This window comes from Flavobacterium sp., assembly GCF_017985075.1.
Taxonomy (GTDB): Bacteria; Bacteroidota; Bacteroidia; order Flavobacteriales; family Flavobacteriaceae; genus Flavobacterium.
Genome location: NZ_JAGNYF010000024.1, coordinates 1 through 20,243, shown reverse-complemented (window position 1 = coordinate 20,243; position 20,243 = coordinate 1). Strand labels below are relative to the sequence as shown.

General features: G+C 30.0%; 14 protein-coding genes. 7 read left to right on the top strand and 7 right to left on the bottom strand.

Annotated elements, in window-relative coordinates; all coding sequences use genetic code 11:
• Positions 1-38: 38 nt before the first annotated feature.
• Complete coding sequence (locus KA468_RS06425) at positions 39-1,787, bottom strand: TonB-dependent receptor (protein WP_291242114.1); 1,749 nt, start codon at positions 1,785-1,787, stop codon at positions 39-41.
• A gap of 182 nt (positions 1,788-1,969) precedes the next feature.
• Positions 1,970-4,981: a tetratricopeptide repeat protein gene (locus tag KA468_RS06420; protein ID WP_291242113.1), complete on the bottom strand. Its 3,012-nt coding sequence runs from the start codon at positions 4,979-4,981 to the stop codon at positions 1,970-1,972.
• A gap of 149 nt (positions 4,982-5,130) precedes the next feature.
• Here KA468_RS06420 and KA468_RS06415 point away from each other — a divergent pair, with 149 nt between their 5' ends.
• From KA468_RS06415 to KA468_RS06390, 6 genes are read left to right on the top strand one after another with little or no spacing between them, the layout of a single operon-like run.
• Positions 5,131-5,814, top strand: a complete 684-nt coding sequence (locus tag KA468_RS06415) for an ATP-binding cassette domain-containing protein (RefSeq protein WP_291242112.1) — start codon at positions 5,131-5,133, stop codon at positions 5,812-5,814.
• Between the two features lie 52 nt (positions 5,815-5,866).
• Positions 5,867-6,400: a DUF4199 domain-containing protein gene (locus KA468_RS06410; protein ID WP_291242111.1), complete on the top strand. Its 534-nt coding sequence runs from the start codon at positions 5,867-5,869 to the stop codon at positions 6,398-6,400.
• Positions 6,401-7,342, top strand: coding sequence for a glycosyltransferase family 2 protein (locus tag KA468_RS06405; protein WP_291242110.1), 942 nt, complete (start codon positions 6,401-6,403; stop codon positions 7,340-7,342). It abuts the gene before it with no gap.
• Between the two features lie 60 nt (positions 7,343-7,402).
• Positions 7,403-7,897 carry an ORF6N domain-containing protein gene (locus tag KA468_RS06400; RefSeq protein WP_291242109.1) on the top strand — a complete coding sequence of 165 codons (495 nt, stop codon included), beginning with the start codon at positions 7,403-7,405 and terminating at the stop codon, positions 7,895-7,897.
• A gap of 4 nt (positions 7,898-7,901) precedes the next feature.
• Entirely contained in the window at positions 7,902-9,629 is a 1,728-nt protein-coding gene (locus tag KA468_RS06395; RefSeq protein WP_291242108.1) for a phospho-sugar mutase, read from the top strand.
• Positions 9,629-11,458, top strand: a complete 1,830-nt coding sequence (locus tag KA468_RS06390; protein ID WP_291242107.1) for an ABC transporter ATP-binding protein — start codon at positions 9,629-9,631, stop codon at positions 11,456-11,458. Before KA468_RS06395 ends, KA468_RS06390 begins: the two co-directional genes overlap by 1 nt.
• Before the next feature lie 4 nt (positions 11,459-11,462).
• On the opposite strand, the gene KA468_RS06385 is transcribed toward KA468_RS06390, so the two are convergent.
• The 3 genes from KA468_RS06385 to KA468_RS06375 all read right to left on the bottom strand — a co-directional run bounded on the left by KA468_RS06385 (position 11,463) and on the right by KA468_RS06375 (position 16,544).
• Entirely contained in the window at positions 11,463-12,158 is a 696-nt protein-coding gene (locus KA468_RS06385) for a hypothetical protein (RefSeq protein ID WP_291242106.1), read from the bottom strand.
• Between the two features lie 172 nt (positions 12,159-12,330).
• On the bottom strand, positions 12,331-14,799 hold the full coding sequence (locus KA468_RS06380; RefSeq protein ID WP_291242105.1) for a TonB-dependent receptor: 2,469 nt from the start codon (positions 14,797-14,799) through the stop codon (positions 12,331-12,333).
• 2 nt (positions 14,800-14,801) lie between these two features.
• A complete protein-coding gene (locus KA468_RS06375; RefSeq protein ID WP_291242104.1) occupies positions 14,802-16,544 on the bottom strand; it encodes a M23 family metallopeptidase in 1,743 nt (580 codons plus the stop codon).
• 259 nt (positions 16,545-16,803) lie between these two features.
• Here KA468_RS06375 and KA468_RS06370 point away from each other — a divergent pair, with 259 nt between their 5' ends.
• Positions 16,804-17,481, top strand: coding sequence for a hypothetical protein (locus KA468_RS06370; RefSeq protein WP_291242103.1), 678 nt, complete (start codon positions 16,804-16,806; stop codon positions 17,479-17,481).
• 50 nt (positions 17,482-17,531) lie between these two features.
• Here KA468_RS06370 and KA468_RS06365 read toward each other — a convergent pair whose 3' ends face one another.
• Positions 17,532-19,007: an oligosaccharide flippase family protein gene (locus KA468_RS06365; protein ID WP_291242102.1), complete on the bottom strand. Its 1,476-nt coding sequence runs from the start codon at positions 19,005-19,007 to the stop codon at positions 17,532-17,534.
• A gap of 100 nt (positions 19,008-19,107) precedes the next feature.
• Positions 19,108-20,243, bottom strand: a 1,136-nt coding sequence (locus KA468_RS06360) for a glycosyltransferase (protein ID WP_291242101.1), incomplete at its 5' end; no start/stop codon positions are given.

Genomic DNA, 20,243 nt, shown 5'->3' with positions numbered 1-20,243 from the left:
TATTTCGCAATACTTAGCTTCTTTGCAGTAAAGTAATTTTAAAAATCGAATTTATAAGTAGCTCCACCTAAAATTTGAATGCTTTGCACCGGGAATCCAGCCCAACGTTTGTATTGTTGATTGGCTAAATTGTTTCCTTTTAAAAAGAAATTTAATCTTTTACTGAACTTATAACCCACGTGGGCATTTAAATCAAAATAGCTATCTAAAGTCACCACACTTTTATCTAAAACAAATGGAAAAACAGTAGCGTCATTTTGTACACTTAACAAGTCTTTTCGTTCTCCAACAAAAAACAATTTAGCACCAGCGCTCCATTTTTCATTAATTATAACATCCATAAAACTTGCCACTTGAAGTTTTGGTAAATTCCAAGCTTCATTTTGCGTATTTGTAGTAAATGTATTGAATGTTCCATTAATTCCAAAAGCAATGTTTTTCGTAAAATCTGCTTTTAATTCTCCAAATACACTCCAGGTTTTCATATCGTCATATACCACATTAAAAGAATTTCCAAAAGCATATCCATTTGGATTAGTTGACAAAACATCATAATAATTTGCTGCAAAAAGTGCTCTATCATCTTGATTTAAATATGAGGATTTAACATTAAAAGCAACTGCATTGGCTAATTTTCCTTTCAAACCAAAATATAAATCGTATTTTGTATTGGTTGGTGCAATAAATAATGTTGGAGAAACAAACGGATTATTATCTACGAAATCCGCATACGAATTTTGTTGTAAATTTCCTTCTGCTCCAGCATAAGCCAATAAAATATCACCTACTAATTTGTACGATGCTTTTACTTTTGGATAGAAGAATATTTTTTTGTTATTTTCTTGATCAATTTTAGACATTGCATAAAAAACTTTTGCTCCAATTTCAACTGACAAGTCATCTTGTTGGTATAAGATACTCGGGCTAAAACCTAAATTCAATGAAGAATAATTATAAGCAGAATTCATTTGCATTAACCTTCTATCAAAACTTCCGCCTACATAATCCAAAATAAAATCAGTTTTCACTTTCTGATTTACTACGTTAAAATCAAAATTTGGTTTGATAAAAAATCTATTTTCTGCTGAACCAAAAGCATCTGAAAAATGTTTGAACTGCAAAGAAGCTTGTTTAAAAAAACTGTCTTTCAAGCTCATTTTTCCACCAATAGCAATTGTATTGTATTGTTGTTTTTCATCAATATTATTGACTACAGAGGTATCAAAAAAAGAATAATTTGGTAAACCATACCAGTTTATCCCTTGATTTTTGATTCCTAAGTCTGCATTCCAGCTAAATTTTTTATTTCTGCTTCCGTAAGTGGCATCTAAAGCATTTGTATAAAAACTATCATCTAAAAGTAAACCTCCTATTCCACCTTGAGAGGATAGATGTTGTAACATTCCTCCAACATAATCGGTTTTACTTATTTGATGTGTTAAAAAAAGTTCGGCATTTGCTGTTCCATACGTTCCAGCACCTAAAGAAACATAATTTGAATATCCTTTTTCTAAAATTTCTTTATCTACGTCGGCAGCTTTTCCTTTAGATGGTAAAAATGTAGAAGCTACTGGGAATGAAAATATTTGAAATTTGATAGGGATTTTTGGTTCTATCACTTCTTCTTCCACGGCGGGGGTTTGTTTTACTTTAAACGCATCAGAAATGGTTGGCGTGTAGGGTTTAACAATATTTACTACTTCACTTCCAATGTTTTCGTCTTTCTTTTGAGAAAAACCAACTTGAAAAGCTGAAAAGACGATGATACTTAAAATTAATTTCTTCATATATTTTTTTAATTATTTCGCAGAGCTTCACAAAGAAATCACAAAGCTTCGCAAAAATTATTTTTATTATTTTAATTCTATATTAATTTTAGATGATAGAAAATTTTCAATTTACTATAAATAAAAAACATTCCAAAATCCTATAAACTTTTAAACTTATAAACCTCAATAAACTCTTAAACTTACTCCGTAACTGACGAATTCGTCTTCGCTTCTTCGGCTTTTATAGTTTCTAATTCGGTTTGACAATCTGTTACTACATCAGTAAATTCTGCAAAATTATCTATGATACTTTGTAAAATTTCAGTAGCTTGAAAACTATCTTTAAGTCCGTAATAATTTTTTGCCATTACCAATAAACTTTTCGCACCAAAATATTTATAACCCGAGTACGTACTTGAATATTTTTCAACGGCTTTGTTTGAAGCATCAAATTTTCCTTCTTTGCTTTTAAAATAAGCGTCGTAATATAATGCTTCTGCAGCCAATTCGCCTTTTGCAATTTTCTGTAATTTGGCGTAGGCTTCTTTGGCATTGGCTTCATTATTGGTTTTTATTGCCGAACGAGCAATAATAATTTGTGCGTCGCTTTTAATGTTATCATCCATTTTCGGATTTTTCAATACTTTATCTGAATAGATTTCAGAATTGGTGTAATCTTGTTTCTCGTAATAACATTTCATTAAATTTGATTGTGCAAACGTTGTGTTTTGCGGATACTCAGCATCTGTTTCTAATCGTTTTAATACTGGAATGGCACTATCACAATTTTTCTCTTTCAAATAAATCTCAGACAATCGAACCAAAGCTTGCTCTGTAAATTCATTTCGAGCTTGAGCAATTACAAATTCATAATGTGGAATTGCATTTTTTTCTAATGTATCGGCAAAATACAATTGTGCTAAGTAAAAATGTACTTTTAACGCGTGTAATCCATTCGGAAACTGCACCAAATAACTCGTAAATCTGGAAATAGCTTGTTTGGCATTATTTGTTAAATACTGTTTTTCAGCCGATTCGTACATATCATTATCTAATTCCGCATCATTCACTTCAATAAAAGATAGCGTTTTAACCCAAGCCGCATATTCAGTAATATTTCCGTTTGCTTTGTAAATACTTTTTGCAGTAGACACGGCTTCAAATGATTCTGGCGAATTTGGAAATTCAGCTACCACCTTTTTAAATTTTGTAAGTGCTGCTTCATCTTTATCTGTATTATAGAAAATTAAGCCCTGTTTTAAAATCGATTTTGCAATATAAGCACTGTTTTTATGTTGATTAATTAAATTATCAAATGTGGCAATTGCTTTATCATTTTGTTCTTCTACAGTATACGTATTTGCTAATTCATACAAAGCATCATCCATATATTGTGACGTTTTGTAGGTAGAAACAAATTTGTTTAAATCTTCAATTTTCTTTTCGTTTTTATTTACAAATCCGTAACTCATACCTTTTTGAAAAGCGGCATAATCCGCATCTACACACTTTAACTCAATTGCTTTATTATAGGCATCCATAGCTGGCCAATACTTTGATGAAATGTAATTACAATCAGCCATACGAAGATAGGCATCCGTAAGGCGAACTTTATCGTCTTTAACTTTTACAATAAATGCATTAAACTGTGGAATCGCATTTTCATATTCTTTAATTTTAAAATAAGCGTATGCCAAATTATAATTAGCCGTTTTGCTTTCAGGAGTTTCATCTGCTGCCGCAGCATTTAAAAATTGTTTGTACGTTAAAACGGCTTCTGAAAACTGGTCTAAACTGTACTCACATTCCCCTTTCCAGAATAATGCTCGAGCTGAAATCTTAATGTCTTTGTTTTCCGTTAACGATTTTTTGAAAAGCACATACGCTTCTTGATATTTACCATCTGTATATACTTCTAAACCTCTGTAAAAGGTAACTTTTTGATACGCCAATTTATTTTCAGGTGTTTTATTTTTCTCTAATAAAATTAAAGCTTCTGTATAATTTTTAGAAGTAATAAATGAATTGATAAGTAAACTTTTTAATTCTTGATTATTAAGATTATCTGGATATTTATCGATGAAAGATTTTAATATTTCAGGTGTTGAAACATACGGATTTCCTATTTCGTAACTTAATTTTGCATAATTCAAAGCGGCATCTTCTTGAATTTTAGCATCAAAAGTCATTTCTGAAGCCGTTTTAAATGCATTTAATGCTTGTTGTTTTTTATCTGTATTTAAATAACTTTCCGCTAAATGATAATAGGCATTTTGTGCTAAAAAGTCATTTCCATCAATAATTTTATTGAATTGCAAAATGGCACTTTCATAATTTTTTTGTTGGTAAAAAGCATACCCTAATTGGTAATAATCGGTATTATTCCATTTGCCTTTTTTACCTTTATAGTCTTGTAAATATGGTAATGCTTTGTCGTATTGTTTTAAATTAAAATAACTTTCTCCAATAATTTTAGACAATTCACTTTTTTCAATTGCTGTAGATTTTTTCAATTGTGGTTCACCTAAATCAATTGCTTTCTGAAAATTTCCCAATTTAAAGTTCATATCTGCTTGAAAGTAGCCCATTTTTTCTTTGTACTTTTCTTCCCCTGCAACCTGATTAAATAATTCGTTGGCTTCTTTATAATTGTCGCTTTCGTATGCTAAATATCCTAAATAATATTTGGCTTGATTTCCATACGCATCTGATTGAATTACTTTTTTAAAAAACTTCGAAGCATCATTATTGTTTTTGATTGAAAAATAAGCATATCCTCTTTGGAAATTAGCTTTATCTATATCGGAATCAGCTAATTCAGGTTCATAAATATTTTCATACCATTTTAAAGATTGGGTATAATTTCCTTCAGCAAAATAATAGTGTGCAACTTCAAAATAAGCCAAATTTCTTTTCGTACTGGTTGGGTGATTTTCAATGAAAGATTCCATTAAAGCATCAGCATCTTGCTGATTGGTTTTTATGGCACAATTGGCAATAAAATAATCGCAATCAGATATAATTTCTTCAGACGGATTGGTGTTTTTTACACGTTCAAATAAAATTTGTGCCGCTTGAAATTGCTTTTCTTTATACAATTGAATAGCCTTATGATACTCTGGATTTTGATTTAAATATATAGCAGACTGTTGAGCCATATTGCTTTGCGAAACAAAAAGTAATGCTAAAAAAAGCGTTTTGATACCGTTCATAATTGAATTCGTTTTAAGTCCCAAATATATCAAAAGGATATGATTATAAACGCAAAAATTATCTTAAATATTGCAATCGTAATAATTTAGTTGAATAATTTTGTTTAGCGATGAAATGTTTATATTTTTACAGAATAAATTATATCATTATGAGTCAAACGATTTTATCTTTAAAAAACGTTTCTATATACCAAGAAAACAATTTAATATTATCTGATATTAACTTAGAAGTTCAGAAAGGTGAATTTTTATATTTTATTGGAAAAACGGGTTCTGGAAAAAGTAGTTTTATGAAAGTACTTTACGCCGATTTACCTTTAAAAGAAGGCGAAGGAACAATTGTTGATTACAATTTAAATACCTTAAAAGAAAAAGACATTCCTTTTTTACGAAGAAAAATTGGAATTGTATTTCAGGATTTCAAATTATTATCTGACCGAAGCATTAAAGAAAATTTACTATTTGTTTTGAAAGCAACAGGCTGGGATAACAAATCGGAAATGGATGCACAAATTAATGAAGTTTTAGAAAAAGTAGGAATGGCAAATTTTGCTTCAAAAATGCCACACCAATTATCTGGTGGCGAACAACAACGAGTTGCTATTGCAAGAGCCTTATTAAACGACCCAGAATTAATTTTAGCTGACGAACCTTCAGGAAATTTAGATCCTCAAACGAGTATTGAAATTATGGAAGTATTACGAAATATTAATGCCAACGGAAAAACGGTAGTAATTGCTACGCACGACTACGCCTTATTATTGAAATACCCTGCAAAAACATTAAAGTTTGAAGACGGAAAGGTGTATGAAGTAGTTCAAAAAGCAGTGTAACAAATTTTTAAATTAAGATACTAATCTATAAACTAACTAAATCTTATAAATTATGAATGAAGCTATTAAAAAAAATGGAATTAAATTTGGAGTGATTTCAGGAATCATTTCTATAGTTGCGACTGTATTGATGTATGTTGTAGATATTAATTTATTTGCAAATTCATGGATTGGTATTGGAATGGTGTTTTTCTACTTAATATTGGGTTTTTATGTTATTTCAATAACTAAAAAAGAAATGGGTGGTTTAATAAATTTCAAAGAAGCTTTTACCTCATTTTTTATTTATAGTGTAATTGGAATTGTAATTGCTAATTTGTTTAATTATATATTATTTAATTTTATTGATCCTGCAGCAAAAGAACAAATATTAGAAATTACAATAAATAAAACTGTCGAATTTATGCAGAAATTTGGTACTCCAAAAGATGTTATGAAAGAAACAATTATTTCTCTTAAAGAAAATGATCAGTATTCAATTACAAATATCATAAAAGGAAGTGCTTTTTCAATTGTATTTTCATCTATTATAGGATTAATTGCAGCAGCAATAATGAAAAGTAAAACAAACCCATTAAACGAATAAATGAATATATCATTAGTAATTCCCTTATTAAACGAACAAGAATCGTTACCCGAATTATCAAAATGGATTGAGAAAGTTATGACGAGTCATAACTTTTCTTATGAAGTATTGTTTATAGATGATGGTAGTACAGACGCGTCTTGGCAAACTATTTTAGACTTACAAAAGTCAAATTCCAACATCAAAGGAATTAAATTTTTACGCAATTATGGTAAAAGTCAAGCCCTACACGCTGGATTTGCGAAAGCATTAGGTGATGTTGTTATTACTATGGATGCCGATTTACAAGATAGTCCAGATGAAATTCCAGAATTATTTGATTTAGTTCAAAATCAAGGATTTGATTTAATTTCTGGTTGGAAGAAAAAACGCTACGATTCTGTAGTTTTTAAAAACATTCCCTCAAAACTATTCAACTGGGCAGCAAGAAGAATTTCTGGAGTAAAACTAAACGATTTCAATTGCGGTTTAAAAGCTTACAATAATGTAGTAATTAAAAACATAGAAGTTTCAGGCGAAATGCACCGATACATTCCTGTTTTAGCTAAAAATGCTGGATTTTCAAAAATTGGTGAAAAAGTAGTGATTCATCAAGCCAGAAAATATGGAAGTTCTAAATTTGGTATCGATAGATTTGTGAATGGATTTTTAGATTTAATTACCATTTGGTTCATTTCAAAATTTGGTAAACGACCTATGCATTTCTTCGGATTGCTTGGAAGTTTAATGTTTTTTATAGGATTTATTCTAACAGTATACTTAGGAATAGATAAGCTTTTTATCCATAAAACAGCACGTTTAATTACGAACAGACCCGAATTTTATATCGCCTTAACCACTATGATTATTGGAACACAATTATTTTTAGCAGGTTTTTTAGGCGAAATTATTTTACGCACCAAAAGCAATGAAGAACGATATAAAATATCGGAAACATTATAGTTATATGGTATCACAAAATGTGACACCAACAATTAAAAAATAACTTAAATATACGCCAAAATGAACAATTTAGAGATTATTACGAATAAGATTCACATTATTCGAAATCAAAAAGTGATGTTAGATTATGATTTAGCAACACTTTATGAAATTGAAACTAAAGTTTTAAAACAATCTGTTAAAAGAAACATTCAAAGATTCCCAGAAGATTTTATGTTTGAATTGACAAAAGTTGAATTTGACGACTTGAGGTCACAAATTGTGACCTCAAGTTATGGAGGAATGAGATATTTGCCTTTCGCTTTCACAGAACAAGGAGTAGCAATGCTTTCAGGGGTTTTAAAATCAGAAAAAGCAATTAAAATAAATATTGCAATTATGAGAACTTTTGTAATTTTAAGAAATTCCTTACTAAATTTAGAAGAAATAACTTCAAAAGTAAAGGAAATTGAGAATCAGTTTCCAGAAATTTATAAGATTTTGAATTATTTAATGGATAAAGAAGAATTAAAAATTGAACAAGAAGACCGACCAAAAATTGGTTACAAAAAATAAAACAATGCACATAGAACAAAACATATTAGATCAAGTAAACGAATGGCTTACGCCTACTTTCGACCAAGATACACAAACTGAAATTGAAGCACTAATGACATCCGATCCAAAGGGTTTAGAAGATGCTTTTTATAAAAATTTAGAATTTGGTACTGGTGGAATGCGCGGCGTTATGGGTGTTGGAACCAATCGTATAAACAAATATACTTTGGGTAAAAACACACAAGGCTTGTCTAATTATTTAAAAAAATGTTTTCCAAATGAAGAGCTAAAAGTCGCTATTGCCTACGATTGTAGAAAAAACAGCGATACATTAGCAAAAATAGTAGCGGATATTTTTTCAGCAAACAATATAAAAGTGTATTTATTTTCTGAATTACGCCCTACTCCAGAATTATCATTTGCCTTAAAACACTTAGATTGTCACGCCGGAATTGTATTAACGGCTTCACATAATCCACCTGAATACAACGGATACAAAGTATATTGGCAAGATGGTGGACAAATTGTACCTCCACAAGATGGCGAAATTATCGCAGAAATTGAAGCATTAAAATATAGTGATATTATATTTTCAGCAAATGAAAGTTTAATTGAATATATAAATGAAGCTGTTGATGAAGCCTTTATTAATTCGACCATTGAAAACGCCAGTTTTAATACACCAAAATTGGCTAAAGAAAATTTAAATATTGTTTTTACACCGTTACACGGAACATCTGTAAAATCTATTCCTGCTGTTTTAGCAAAAGCAGGTTATACGAATGTAAATATCGTAGCAGCACAAGAAATTCCTGATGGAAATTTCCCAACTGTAAAATCGCCAAATCCAGAAGAACCAGAAGCATTAGCTATGGCTTTAGAATTAGCTGACAAAGTAAATGCTGATATCGTAATTGGTACAGATCCTGATTCGGATAGATTGGGAGTGGCTGTTAGAGATACGAATGGTAAAATGATGTTGTTAAACGGAAATCAAACTATGGTAGTTATGACGGCCTTTTTACTTGAACAATGGAAACGTGCTGATAAAATTACAGGAACAGAATTTATTGGTTCTACAATTGTTTCTACACCAATGATGCTGGATTTAGCAAGTGCTTACGGAATTGAATGTAAAGTAGGTTTAACAGGTTTCAAATGGATTGCAAAATTTATTAAAGACTTCCCAAATCAGAAATTTATTGGCGGTGGCGAAGAAAGTTTCGGATATATGGTGGGTGATGCGGTTAGAGATAAAGATGCCGTTGCTGCAAGTTTATTAGTTTGTGAAATTGCAGCACAAGCGAAAGCTTCTGGAAGTAGTTTATATAAAGAACTGATTAACTTATATTTAGATTTCGGATTTTATAAAGAACATTTAATATCTTTAACCAAAAAAGGTAAAGAAGGTTTAATAGAAATCAATCAAATGATGATAGATTTACGAGACAATCCAATGGAAACTATAAACGGACAACGCGTAGTTTGTATTGAAGATTATCAAAACACAACGGCTCGAGATTTAATAAATAATGAAACGTTTGATTTAGACATTCCAAAATCGAATGTATTAATTTATTATTTAGAAGATGGTACTAAAATTTGCGCCAGACCAAGTGGAACCGAACCTAAAATTAAGTTCTATTTTAGTGTGAATGCCATTTTAGAAGAAGCAAATGATTTCGAAGAAGCTAATACATTTTTAGATACCAAAATTCAGAATATAATCACTGAAATGAAATTAAACTAATGGATCAAAATTTAAAAAAAATAATTCCTTTTGCGTTAAAGTATAAGAAAAATGCGATTTTAAATGTTGTTTTCAACGTTTTTTATGCATTTTTTTCGACTATATTAATGGTTTCTTTAATTCCAACTTTAGATGTATTATTCAAACAAACTGAAAAGGTCATAAAAAAACCTGAATATTCTGGGATTGCAGATTTAAGTAATTTCGGACAAGAATATTTAGCCTTTTATATTACAAAATTAAACGACGATTATGGAGCAAAATATGCTTTACTGTTAGTAGTTGGAATTGTAATTGTAACTGCTCTTTTAAAGAATATTTTCAATTATTTAGCTTCTTTTCAAATTACCATTCTTAGAAATGGGGTTTTAAAAGATTTACGTGAAAAATTATATAGTAAGATTGTGCATTTGCCTATTTCCTATTATTCTGACCAAAGAAAAGGGGATGTTATGACGAAAATGTTAGGTGATGTGGGTGAAGTTCAAAATTCTTTTTTTCAAATTTTAGAATTAGTTGTCAGAGAGCCTTTAACTATCGTTTTTTCAATATTTGCAATGCTTGCAATAAGCGTAAAATTAACTTTATTTGTATTTATATTTATTCCTATTTCTGGATTAATTATATCACGAATTGGAAAAAATTTAAAAGCAAAGTCAATTCGAGCACAAAATGAACAAGGGATATTTATTTCAACCTTAGATGAAACCTTAACGGGATTAAAAGTAGTTAAGAGTTATAATGCTGAAAATTCTTTCATACAAAAATTCAATGATTCTTTAGATAGATTGCTTAAATTAACAACCAGTATAGCTAATAAAAACAACCTTGCTTCACCGATGAGTGAATTTTTAGGAATCGTAACAATAGCTGTTTTACTATGGTTTGGTGGAATTATGGTTTTAGAAGATCTTTCGCTTAAGGGTACGCAATTTATTGCATATATGGGACTTGCTTATACGATTTTAACACCAGCTAAGGCTATATCCAAAGCGTCTTACCAAGTAAAAAGTGGTTTAGCTGCAGCAGAAAGAGTGTTTACGTTATTAGAACAAGAAAATGTAGTAGTAAATAAACCGAATGCGTTTGTGAAACATACTTTTGAAAATAAAATTTCTGTAAAAAATATCAACTTTGCCTACCAAGACGAAAATGTTTTAAAAAACTTTTCATTTGAAGTGGAAAAAGGAAAAACAATTGCTTTAGTAGGACAATCGGGTTCAGGGAAAAGTACAATTGCCAATTTATTAACGCGTTTTTACGATATTAATGAAGGTTCAATTGAAGTGGATGGTGTAGAAGTCAGAGATTGGGATATGCACGCTTTACGTGGTTTAATCGGTTTGGTTACTCAAGATTCTATTTTATTTAACGAATCCATAAAAAACAACTTACTTATTGGAAAGCCAAATGCTACTGATGAAGAAATTATTGACGCTTTAAAAATTGCAAATGCCTATGAGTTTGTAGCTTCTCTTCCTAATGGAATTGATACCAATATTGGTGATGCTGGTGGGAAATTATCTGGTGGACAAAAACAACGTTTGTCTATTGCCAGAGCCGTGTTGAAAAACCCACCTATTATGATTTTGGATGAAGCGACTTCTGCTTTAGATACGGAAAGTGAAAAATTGGTTCAAGATGCTTTAGAAAAAATGATGCAAAACCGAACTTCTATTGTAATTGCACACCGTTTATCAACCATTCAAAAAGCAGACAACATTATTGTAATGCAAAAAGGTGAAATTGTAGAACAAGGAAAACACGCGGATTTAATTGCAAAAAATGGTACTTACGCAAGATTAGTAGCTTTACAAACTTTAGAATAACAAATTACATAGGAAAATATTCCGATACTTTATTGTCTTTTAAATTAACTACGTGATAGTGGATTTTGTCTTTTTTATCGAATTCGCCATTTTTGTTAGCGTCTTCTATGGTTCTAAAAAATAGTTTATTTGACGATTCTATATGTTTCCAATCAATCAACTCTTGTAATTCTGTAGAAATTTTAGTGAAATTTTTTCCTAATTCTGAACTAATGTAAAGTGATTTAATATCATTCGAATCAATCATTGCGTCTTGATTGGTATCGGCATCAGCCAAAACATATACTAACATTTTGTTATTTTTTAGATACGAAACACGCTCAATTTGCATTACTTTATCTGATAAAACGTATAACGAATCAGATCCAATTTCTTGAAATTTTAAATTTTGTAAATAACCTGTAATTTCATTTTCCATTGAATTAGAAACGTGAAATCCTGAAACGCCTTCATACGCAGAGGCGCTTTCATAACTTCCTTTTCTATTTATATCGCCAACGGTTAAATTTCCAATTGCATAAACCAATACATTACTGCCTTCAAACTGAATAGGCAAATCAGCAACCTCTAACTTAGTGGTGTCTTTTTGTAATGATTTGGCTTCTTTACCAGTATATTTTACTTTTGGTTTGGCTTTTTCTTCTTGACAAGAAAAAATCATCACACTAGACGCTAAAAGGATATATATATAATTTTTCATATGTAAATATTTATTGTTTTTTAAAGGTCATATGGTATCGCTTTATTTTTATTGGTGTTTGCAAGCAAACGAGTTTGTTTATGGCGATTTCATAGTTTCTGTTTTGAATATCAAATATACTAAATTCTAAATAATTTAGTTTTAAAAATCTGTCAAATCTGTGTTTCCAACCTTAAATTCTCATACTTAATTTCAAATTAAACGTTCGTGTGGTTAAATAATTTGGCACACCGTATTGTGTTTTGGTATACACATCTCGCACCCAAGTATTGGTAATCGAATTTTGATTATTAAACATATTATAAATTTCAAAGCCCAAACTAAATTCGGAAAAATTAGCTAACCATTTTCTATGTCCACCCAATTTAGCATCTTTAAAAACATAAGAAAATCCGGTATCGGCTCTTCTATAATCGTTTAATCTTGTTTGATATAAATATGGATCTGCATAAGCAGGCGAACCACCTGGTAAACCCGTGTTGTAAACTAAATTCAAGTACATTTTTAAACTTGGTATATTTGGCATATAATCTTGAAATAAAATAGCAAATTTCAATCGTTGGTCTGTCGGACGTGCAATAAAACCTTTACCACCTTGATTTTCTTCTGTTTTTAAATAACCAAACGTAAACCAAGATTCTACACCAGGAACAAATTCACCATTTAATCTTCCATCAATTCCATATACATAAGCCGTGGCGTTGTTATTTGCTTCATATCTAATTCTTACATTATCTATTGTATAAGCGTTTACATCTGTCATCGTTTTGTAATAGGCTTCACTTACTAATTTAAACGGTCTGTTCCACAATTGAAAACTATAATCGTGTCCAAAAACAAAATGAATGGATTTTTGATCTTTAACATTTGGATTTACCGAACCATTGCTGGCACGTAATTCTCTATAAAATGGCGGTTGATTATATACACCAACAGAGAATCGGAAAATCATTTCTTTATTCCAATTTGGTTTTAAAATAAATTGTGCTCTTGGCGAAAAAGTAAATTGACTATTTCCTGAAATTCCGTTATTTGAAGCCATCCAACTTTGCCCACGAACTCCAGCATTTACATAATAAGTATGTGAACCAATCATTCCTTCATAATTCCAATTTAAATAGGAATTGAATCGATTTATGGTGGTATTATTTTTAGCACGAACGTTTTGGTAAGGCGCTAATGGCCCGTAATATGGGTTATACGGTTGGTCATTAATATATTCCAATTCAGGATTTGGTAATGAAAATCCTGCAGAATCAATAGCTTCCCACTCTACTACTCTATCTCTAATGTTTTCGAAATTATGCTTAAAGCTCCATTCAATAGCATTATCATCATTTAATTTATGATTTCCCTTTATTTCATTCGTTACAATTAAAGCGTCTAAATTATTTCTGGCGTGATTTAATTGCGAACCGATTCCGCGAGAAAAAACTACGTTTCCAAAGGTTTCAGAACCAATATTTGCATCTACTTCACCCAAACGATATTGTGCTAAAATATCATAATATTCTTGTTCTACAGTGTGATATATAGATGAAATATGTTTGTATTTATTATTTTTATTAGGTTCATAAACCGATTTTAAAGCGCCAAAAAAGGTTGTATAAGTATCTTTTTCTTGTCCTTCGTATTGAATTAATAAGGCAATTGGCTCGCTAATCGTACCAAAATTAGTTTGACGAGAAGTTGGTTGATATTTATAATTGTTTTGTGCAATATTTCCTAAGAAACTAAAATTCCATTTGGTGTTTAAATTGAAATTAAATAGCGATTGCACATCTAAAAATGAAGGTTTATAATTGGTTTGTGTTTCCTGACTTTTTACTAAAAGTGAGTTATTTCTGTAACGTACTCCAGTAATATTACTCCATTTTTGATTTTTAGATACGCCTTCAGCAAAAATACTTCCGCCTAAAAAACTGGCTTCTAAACCGGCGTGAAATGATTTTGGATTTCGATACGCAATATCCAAAACAGAAGCCAATTTATCGCCGTATTTGGCTTGAAATCCACCTGCGTAAAAATCGATATTTTGTACCATATCGGTATTGGTAAAACTCAAACCCTCTTGTTGCCCAGAACGAACTAAAAACGGACGATAGACTTCAATTTCGTTTACATATACTAAATTTTCATCGTAATTTCCTCCACGTACAGCATACGAAGTACTTAATTCATTATTTGAATACACACCAGGAAGGGTTTTTATCAAATTTTCAACACCCGCATTTCCTCCAGGGATTCGTCTTAATAAAACAGGTGAAAGTGCTGTGGCTCCATTAATTTTTCTGTTTTTACCTGATATTACTACGGTTTCAATAGTTTCCGTGAAAGTTCCTAAAATGGGATTCCATTCAAAATCTTCATTCGGTTTTAAATTGACTTTATACGTTGATTTTTTAAATGACGAATTATAATACGAAATTGTAACTTCCACATTCGCAGCTATTTCTAATTCATAAAATCCATTTTTATTGGTGATGGTATTCGAATTAGGTGAACTTACTGAAACATTTTCAATAGGCAACTGATTTTCGTTTAAAACCACACCTTTAATTCTGGCCTTTTGAGCAAACGAAAAGGTAGAAATAAATATAAAAAACAGAATAATTCGAAATAACTTACTATGTATAAGCATACTTAATATATAAAATTTGATGTAAATGTGGCTGTATTATCTAATTTATCCGTAACCACAATTTTAATGATATTGTTTCCTGGAATTACTTTACCATCTTCAAAATTATGAATTAATTTTTTGGTTTTATAATCATATTCCATTAAAATCCATTGATCATTTAAATAGGCGTTATAACTATCAATACCTGAAAGTACATCGTTAATAGATACACTTAACGTTTTTAATTTAGAAATATTGCTGTTTTCAATAAAGTTAGGATTGTAAATTCGAGGTGGCACATTATCAATACCTACTTTATACTTTCCAAATGATTTTACTTTAGCAGCTATTTTTGTTCCTTTTTTGAAAGATGAATTGTACTCTAACTTATACCCCGAAACGGTACCAATAAACGCTTTTTTTCTTTCTTCTTCAGATAAATCTGACATATCCATTGTTACAGTAAACGCATTTTGTATGGCTTCGGAATTATTTTCTATATCTAAAACGCCATCTTTCTCTAAAATATTTAAAGTAGCATTTTCATATAAAGCATTCGGTGGAAAGTAAACAGCAGTTTTATCAAATTCAAAATTATATTCCGATTTGTGTTTTATAAAATAGTTTTCTTTTACTACTGGTTTTGATGTTTCAGAAAATTGAATTGCTTTTTCATAAGAAATTGGAACATTCACTACTGTGGTGTTTCCGTGAAAATCAGAAACTACAATTTTATAAGTATAATTTACATTGGGTTTAATATCGATAAACCCATTTTTAGTATTTCCGTTAACAATAGATAAAGGATAATTCTCTTTAATAAATAATTTTTGAAAGCGTTGCTTTAGTTTTTTAAACGTTTTAAAATCGATAAAATAATTTATATGTTTCGATTCGTCAAATGCAAACGTTTCAAATTCGTATTTAAAATTTGGCGAACCATTTAAATAACTTTCTACTTTATATACTCCGTTTTTATTATAATTATTGGTGGATATATCATACGAATTCAGCGCAAAACCAATTTTCCCACTGGCTACGACTTTTGTAGCTAAAAAAGTGCCGTCCACTTGTTTTTGTAACGACAAACTAACTGGATTTCTGCTTTTATTTACTGATATTGAATCGTTTGCTGGATACACCATTAAACTTGAAATCACAGGATTTGTTTGATCTTTAATCAATTTATTCATTCCAAAAGCCATTGGATTGATGATTTTTTCAGTAGCCGTATTTCTAAATTCAAAATGCAAATGGGGTCCGCCACTTCCTCCAGAATTACCAGACAAAGCAATAATTTCAGATTGTGATACTTTAATGTTGCTGGGATATAATTCTACTTCAAAACTTTTCTGACGGTATTGTTGTTCTTTTACGTACGCTTCAATTTTATCGCTAAACTTCTGCAAATGTGCATAAACAGTTGTATATCCATTTGGATGGGCAATATATAGCGCTTTTCCATACCCAAATGGCGATACTTTAATTCGTACAACCATTCCGTCAGCCGCAGCGTAAACAGGTAATCCTTCAATATTATTGGTACGAATATCTAACCCTGAATGAAAATGATTGGAACGCAATTCGCCAAAAGTACCTGATAAATTTATAGAAATATCTAAAGGAGAACGAAAGTAATCCGTTGGATATTGCGCAAAAACTAAGTGGCTTATAAAAAATAATAGAAAGAATGACTTCCGCATACTAATTCTGATTTGTGCTAAAATAGTAAATTCAGAGGCAACAACAAAAACTAAATTCAATTTCGGTCTAATTTTTTACTTTTTTGAAACACAGATTTTAGAAATTTTAAAAATAAGTATACTTTGTGTTGTAAATAACAGATAATATATTGGTCGATATTCTTTAAATATTAAAACACTAAATATCAATTTATTAGAAATCATTAACAAGTTATTATCAAATCGTTATCACATACATTTTTTCTTTTGGCATAGCAATTGAAAATAACTAAATAACAATAACAATTAGAAAATGTAGAACCTTTAAAATTTAGAAATCATGAGAAAAATTACATTTTTAGTGAGCAGCTTTTTTATCCTATTAAACGCAGTACATGCTCAAGAAATTAGAACCGAAAGACGTGGAAGTAGAAATGAACACCAAAATGGGTATCCTAATTATTATGCAATTGATTACAGAGATGCAGAACCTATTGTATTTTTAGAACGAGGTATTTTGTTTTATGTTTTTCCAAATGGTGATTTTGACTTCAATATTGGAAACAACAATTATATAGCTCGACGTGGAGGCATTCCAGCTACAACAAATATCGATGAAAGAGGTAGTAGAGGAATTAAAATTGAGTACGACTATTATGGTAGAATCAGAAGAATTGGAACGGTGTTCGTGAATTATGACTATTATGGAAGAATTAAACGAATTGGAAGTGTGTTTATGACATATAACAGTTTTGCTTTAACCAGAATTGGAGGTATGCGTTTATTCTATAATTACCACGGACAAATTGTTGGAGTTGTGGGTTTTGTTAACAGAATGAGTTATGGTTATACCTACAATCCTTGCCCAGCAGGATATAATGGTGGAAACTATCACAATGATGATGCTGAAAACGATGGCGATTATTACTACTATAAAAAAGATGGTAGCAAAGAAAAAATGAAAAAAGAAGACATCGACGAAATTAAAAAAGATACCGAAGAACGAAAAAGAAATTAAATGTTAGTTTGAAGAAAAATCCTGTTTACGTATTTACGAAGCGGGATTTTTTATTTTTTATTAAAAACCTTGTTGAAAACATTTCTAATCACAAAATTAATATCACTTGAAACCTTGAAATAATAATGTAAAGCCAAATATAAAACAGAAATGAGTACCGATTTTAAACCAATATTAATAATGGGGTGAAAAGGAAATTCCCAATAGTAAAATCCGAAAAACAACGCTAATGTAATTGCGATTGAAATAACGGTTTTTTTAGTAAACGGAAATAATTTCATTTTAAAAACCACGAATAATAGCTTGGCTAAACTATACATTCCAATTGCGATTAAAGTCGCTAAAGCTGCACCGTTTATTCCGTATTTTGGAATAAAAATTAAATTTAAACCTACGATTACAAAAACCAATAAAACTCCTAAAAGCAACACTGTTTTATAATACTTAGAATTAAATATGATGGAGTTATTATTACCTAAAATAACATCAAAATATTTCGACAAACCAATTGTAAAAACTACAAATAATCCTTGACTATATCCTTCATTTGGTAGAATTTCATACACTTGATTTATGTTTACTAAAATTCCAATGTAAATTAACCCACCAATAACTTGAAGCGTTACAGATGATTTTTTATATAATTCGTTTAATTCTTGCCATTTGTTTTCGCTAATTAATTTAGCTGTTATAGGATAGGTGATTTGATGCATTGCGCGTTGTGGCACGGAAATAACCATTGCCAAATACACGGCTAAAGAATAAAAAGCGATATTTTCAATTTTTAAAAATTGATTAATCATATATTTATCAATATCTAATAGCATATTGGCTACACTTGCCGATAAAATAATGAAAATAGTAAATACAAAAATAGACTTGGTTTTCTTCGGGAACTTTTTACTTAAAGTAATGCTTTTCGTTTTATTGGCATAGTAAATAATTACTAACAAACTAATTCCGTACACCAAAACCAAGGAATGAACAAACTGTGGTAATGTTATGAATTTAAAATAAACGGCAAAAAGCGAAACAGTTACTAATATTCTTACAAATACTTCTTTAACAAAAGATCCAAAAACCGATTTCATATGGGCACGCAACCAGGCATAAAAAATCTCAAAATACCCAATAAATAAAGCAATTAGTGGAATTTCCCATACAAAGTCATACACAATTGTGTTTTTTGACGATTCATACAAAGCAATATTTTCGTAAAAAAGATAAAACAACGCAAAAAACGGAATAATGATAAGTAATGGCAACAACAGCATATAACTAAAATAACTACTTAGCTCTTCTTCTGTTTTGTTATTTTCATTGAAAAACTTTATCAATGTGTTTTGTATACCAAATGATAAAATAGGATACAAAATATTAGCCGCAGATAAAACATAATTGGTTAAACCTAAATATTCTTTACCTAAAAAAACAGGATACATATACAAAACATTAATCGCACCAATAGCAAAACCAATAAAAGTAATGATGGTGTTTTTAATAGATTGTTTAATTACGATACCCATTTTAGATTGTTGGATGGTTAGATGGTTAGATTTTTAGATCTTTAGATTATTTAGATGTTTTAACTTTTTTAGATTTTAAATATTTCTCTAATCTGTGTTGTTAACCTTTTGTTTTGCTTTTAAATTTTGAAATTGTTTTTGCTAATTGTTCTGTTAAATTTTTTCTGCTAAATTGTTGTAAACCGACTGCATTAACTTTTAAGTTTTTATCTAAATATTGATTAAAATAGCTTAAAATTTTACTTTTTAGCTCGTTTTTCTCGTTATATTGATAAAAAACGCCTGTATTTGTTTGTTTTATAATATTTTCAAAATCGGAATTTTTGGGTCCGATGGCTAAAATAGGTCTTTCTGAAACCATATATTCAAAAAGTTTTCCTGGAATGATACATTTTGTGTCATCCGAATCAATTTCTATTAACAATAGAACTTGTGAACTTCTTTGATGAATTAGGGCTTCTTCGTGAGAAACATAACCTAAATTTTGCACAAAAGTTTCTAACTTATAATCTGAAATTGATTGTATAACTTCTTTACTAACCGCTCCAATTAATTTTAATTTAAAATGAGTTGCAAATGCTTCATTTTCATCGATTAATTCCGATAAAGATTCCCATAAAATTTGTGGATTTCTTTCCGATAAAAACGAACCAATATGCGCTAAAGTAAACGCTTCATCTAAAGGTTTTTTATCAATTTCCTCTACATCATAACCATTTGTAATGACTTCAATAGGTTGATTTGTAATTCGTTCAAATTCGGTTTTTGTAGTGGGTGAAGTTACTAAAATTGTATCGCAAGTTGTCATTACTTCTTTTTCCAACGCTTTGTGTTTGGCACTCGCCCATTTTGATAATTTAAGTTCTTTATGATAGCCAATAGTCGTCCACGGATCGCGAAAATCAGCAATCCAATTTACATTAAGTTGCTTTTTCAAATCTAAACCTATTAAATGCAAACTATGTGGTGGACCTGAAGTTATTATGGTGTCAATATTGTTTTCTTGAATATATTTTTTAAGATATTTTACCGAAGGTTTCACCCAAAAAACGCGAGCATCTGGTATGAAAATATTCCCACGAATCCAAAGCATTATTTTTTCAATAATCGATTGCTTTTTCTTTTGAGTAATGATACCTGCTCCTAATTTCTTTGTTTTGTTTTTCGATAAAAATGAAGCCAAAGCATACGGTTCGAATATTTTGTTTTTCAGAATTATCGTTTTATCAGAAACAT

Excerpts from the sequence above, each read along its gene's own strand:
- KA468_RS06425 (WP_291242114.1), bottom strand. The coding sequence starts at position 1,787 with ATGAAGAAATTAATTTTAAGTATCATCGTCTTTTCAGCTTTTCAAGTT.
- KA468_RS06400 (WP_291242109.1), top strand. The coding sequence starts at position 7,403 with ATGAACAATTTAGAGATTATTACGAATAAGATTCACATTATTCGAAAT.
- KA468_RS06385 (WP_291242106.1), bottom strand. The coding sequence starts at position 12,158 with ATGAAAAATTATATATATATCCTTTTAGCGTCTAGTGTGATGATTTTT.
- KA468_RS06405 (WP_291242110.1), top strand. The coding sequence starts at position 6,401 with ATGAATATATCATTAGTAATTCCCTTATTAAACGAACAAGAATCGTTA.
- KA468_RS06380 (WP_291242105.1), bottom strand. The coding sequence starts at position 14,799 with ATGCTTATACATAGTAAGTTATTTCGAATTATTCTGTTTTTTATATTT.
- KA468_RS06365 (WP_291242102.1), bottom strand. The coding sequence starts at position 19,007 with ATGGGTATCGTAATTAAACAATCTATTAAAAACACCATCATTACTTTT.
- KA468_RS06410 (WP_291242111.1), top strand. The coding sequence starts at position 5,867 with ATGAATGAAGCTATTAAAAAAAATGGAATTAAATTTGGAGTGATTTCA.
- KA468_RS06390 (WP_291242107.1), top strand. The coding sequence starts at position 9,629 with ATGGATCAAAATTTAAAAAAAATAATTCCTTTTGCGTTAAAGTATAAG.
- KA468_RS06420 (WP_291242113.1), bottom strand. The coding sequence starts at position 4,981 with ATGAACGGTATCAAAACGCTTTTTTTAGCATTACTTTTTGTTTCGCAA.
- KA468_RS06370 (WP_291242103.1), top strand. The coding sequence starts at position 16,804 with ATGAGAAAAATTACATTTTTAGTGAGCAGCTTTTTTATCCTATTAAAC.
- KA468_RS06395 (WP_291242108.1), top strand. The coding sequence starts at position 7,902 with ATGCACATAGAACAAAACATATTAGATCAAGTAAACGAATGGCTTACG.
- KA468_RS06415 (WP_291242112.1), top strand. The coding sequence starts at position 5,131 with ATGAGTCAAACGATTTTATCTTTAAAAAACGTTTCTATATACCAAGAA.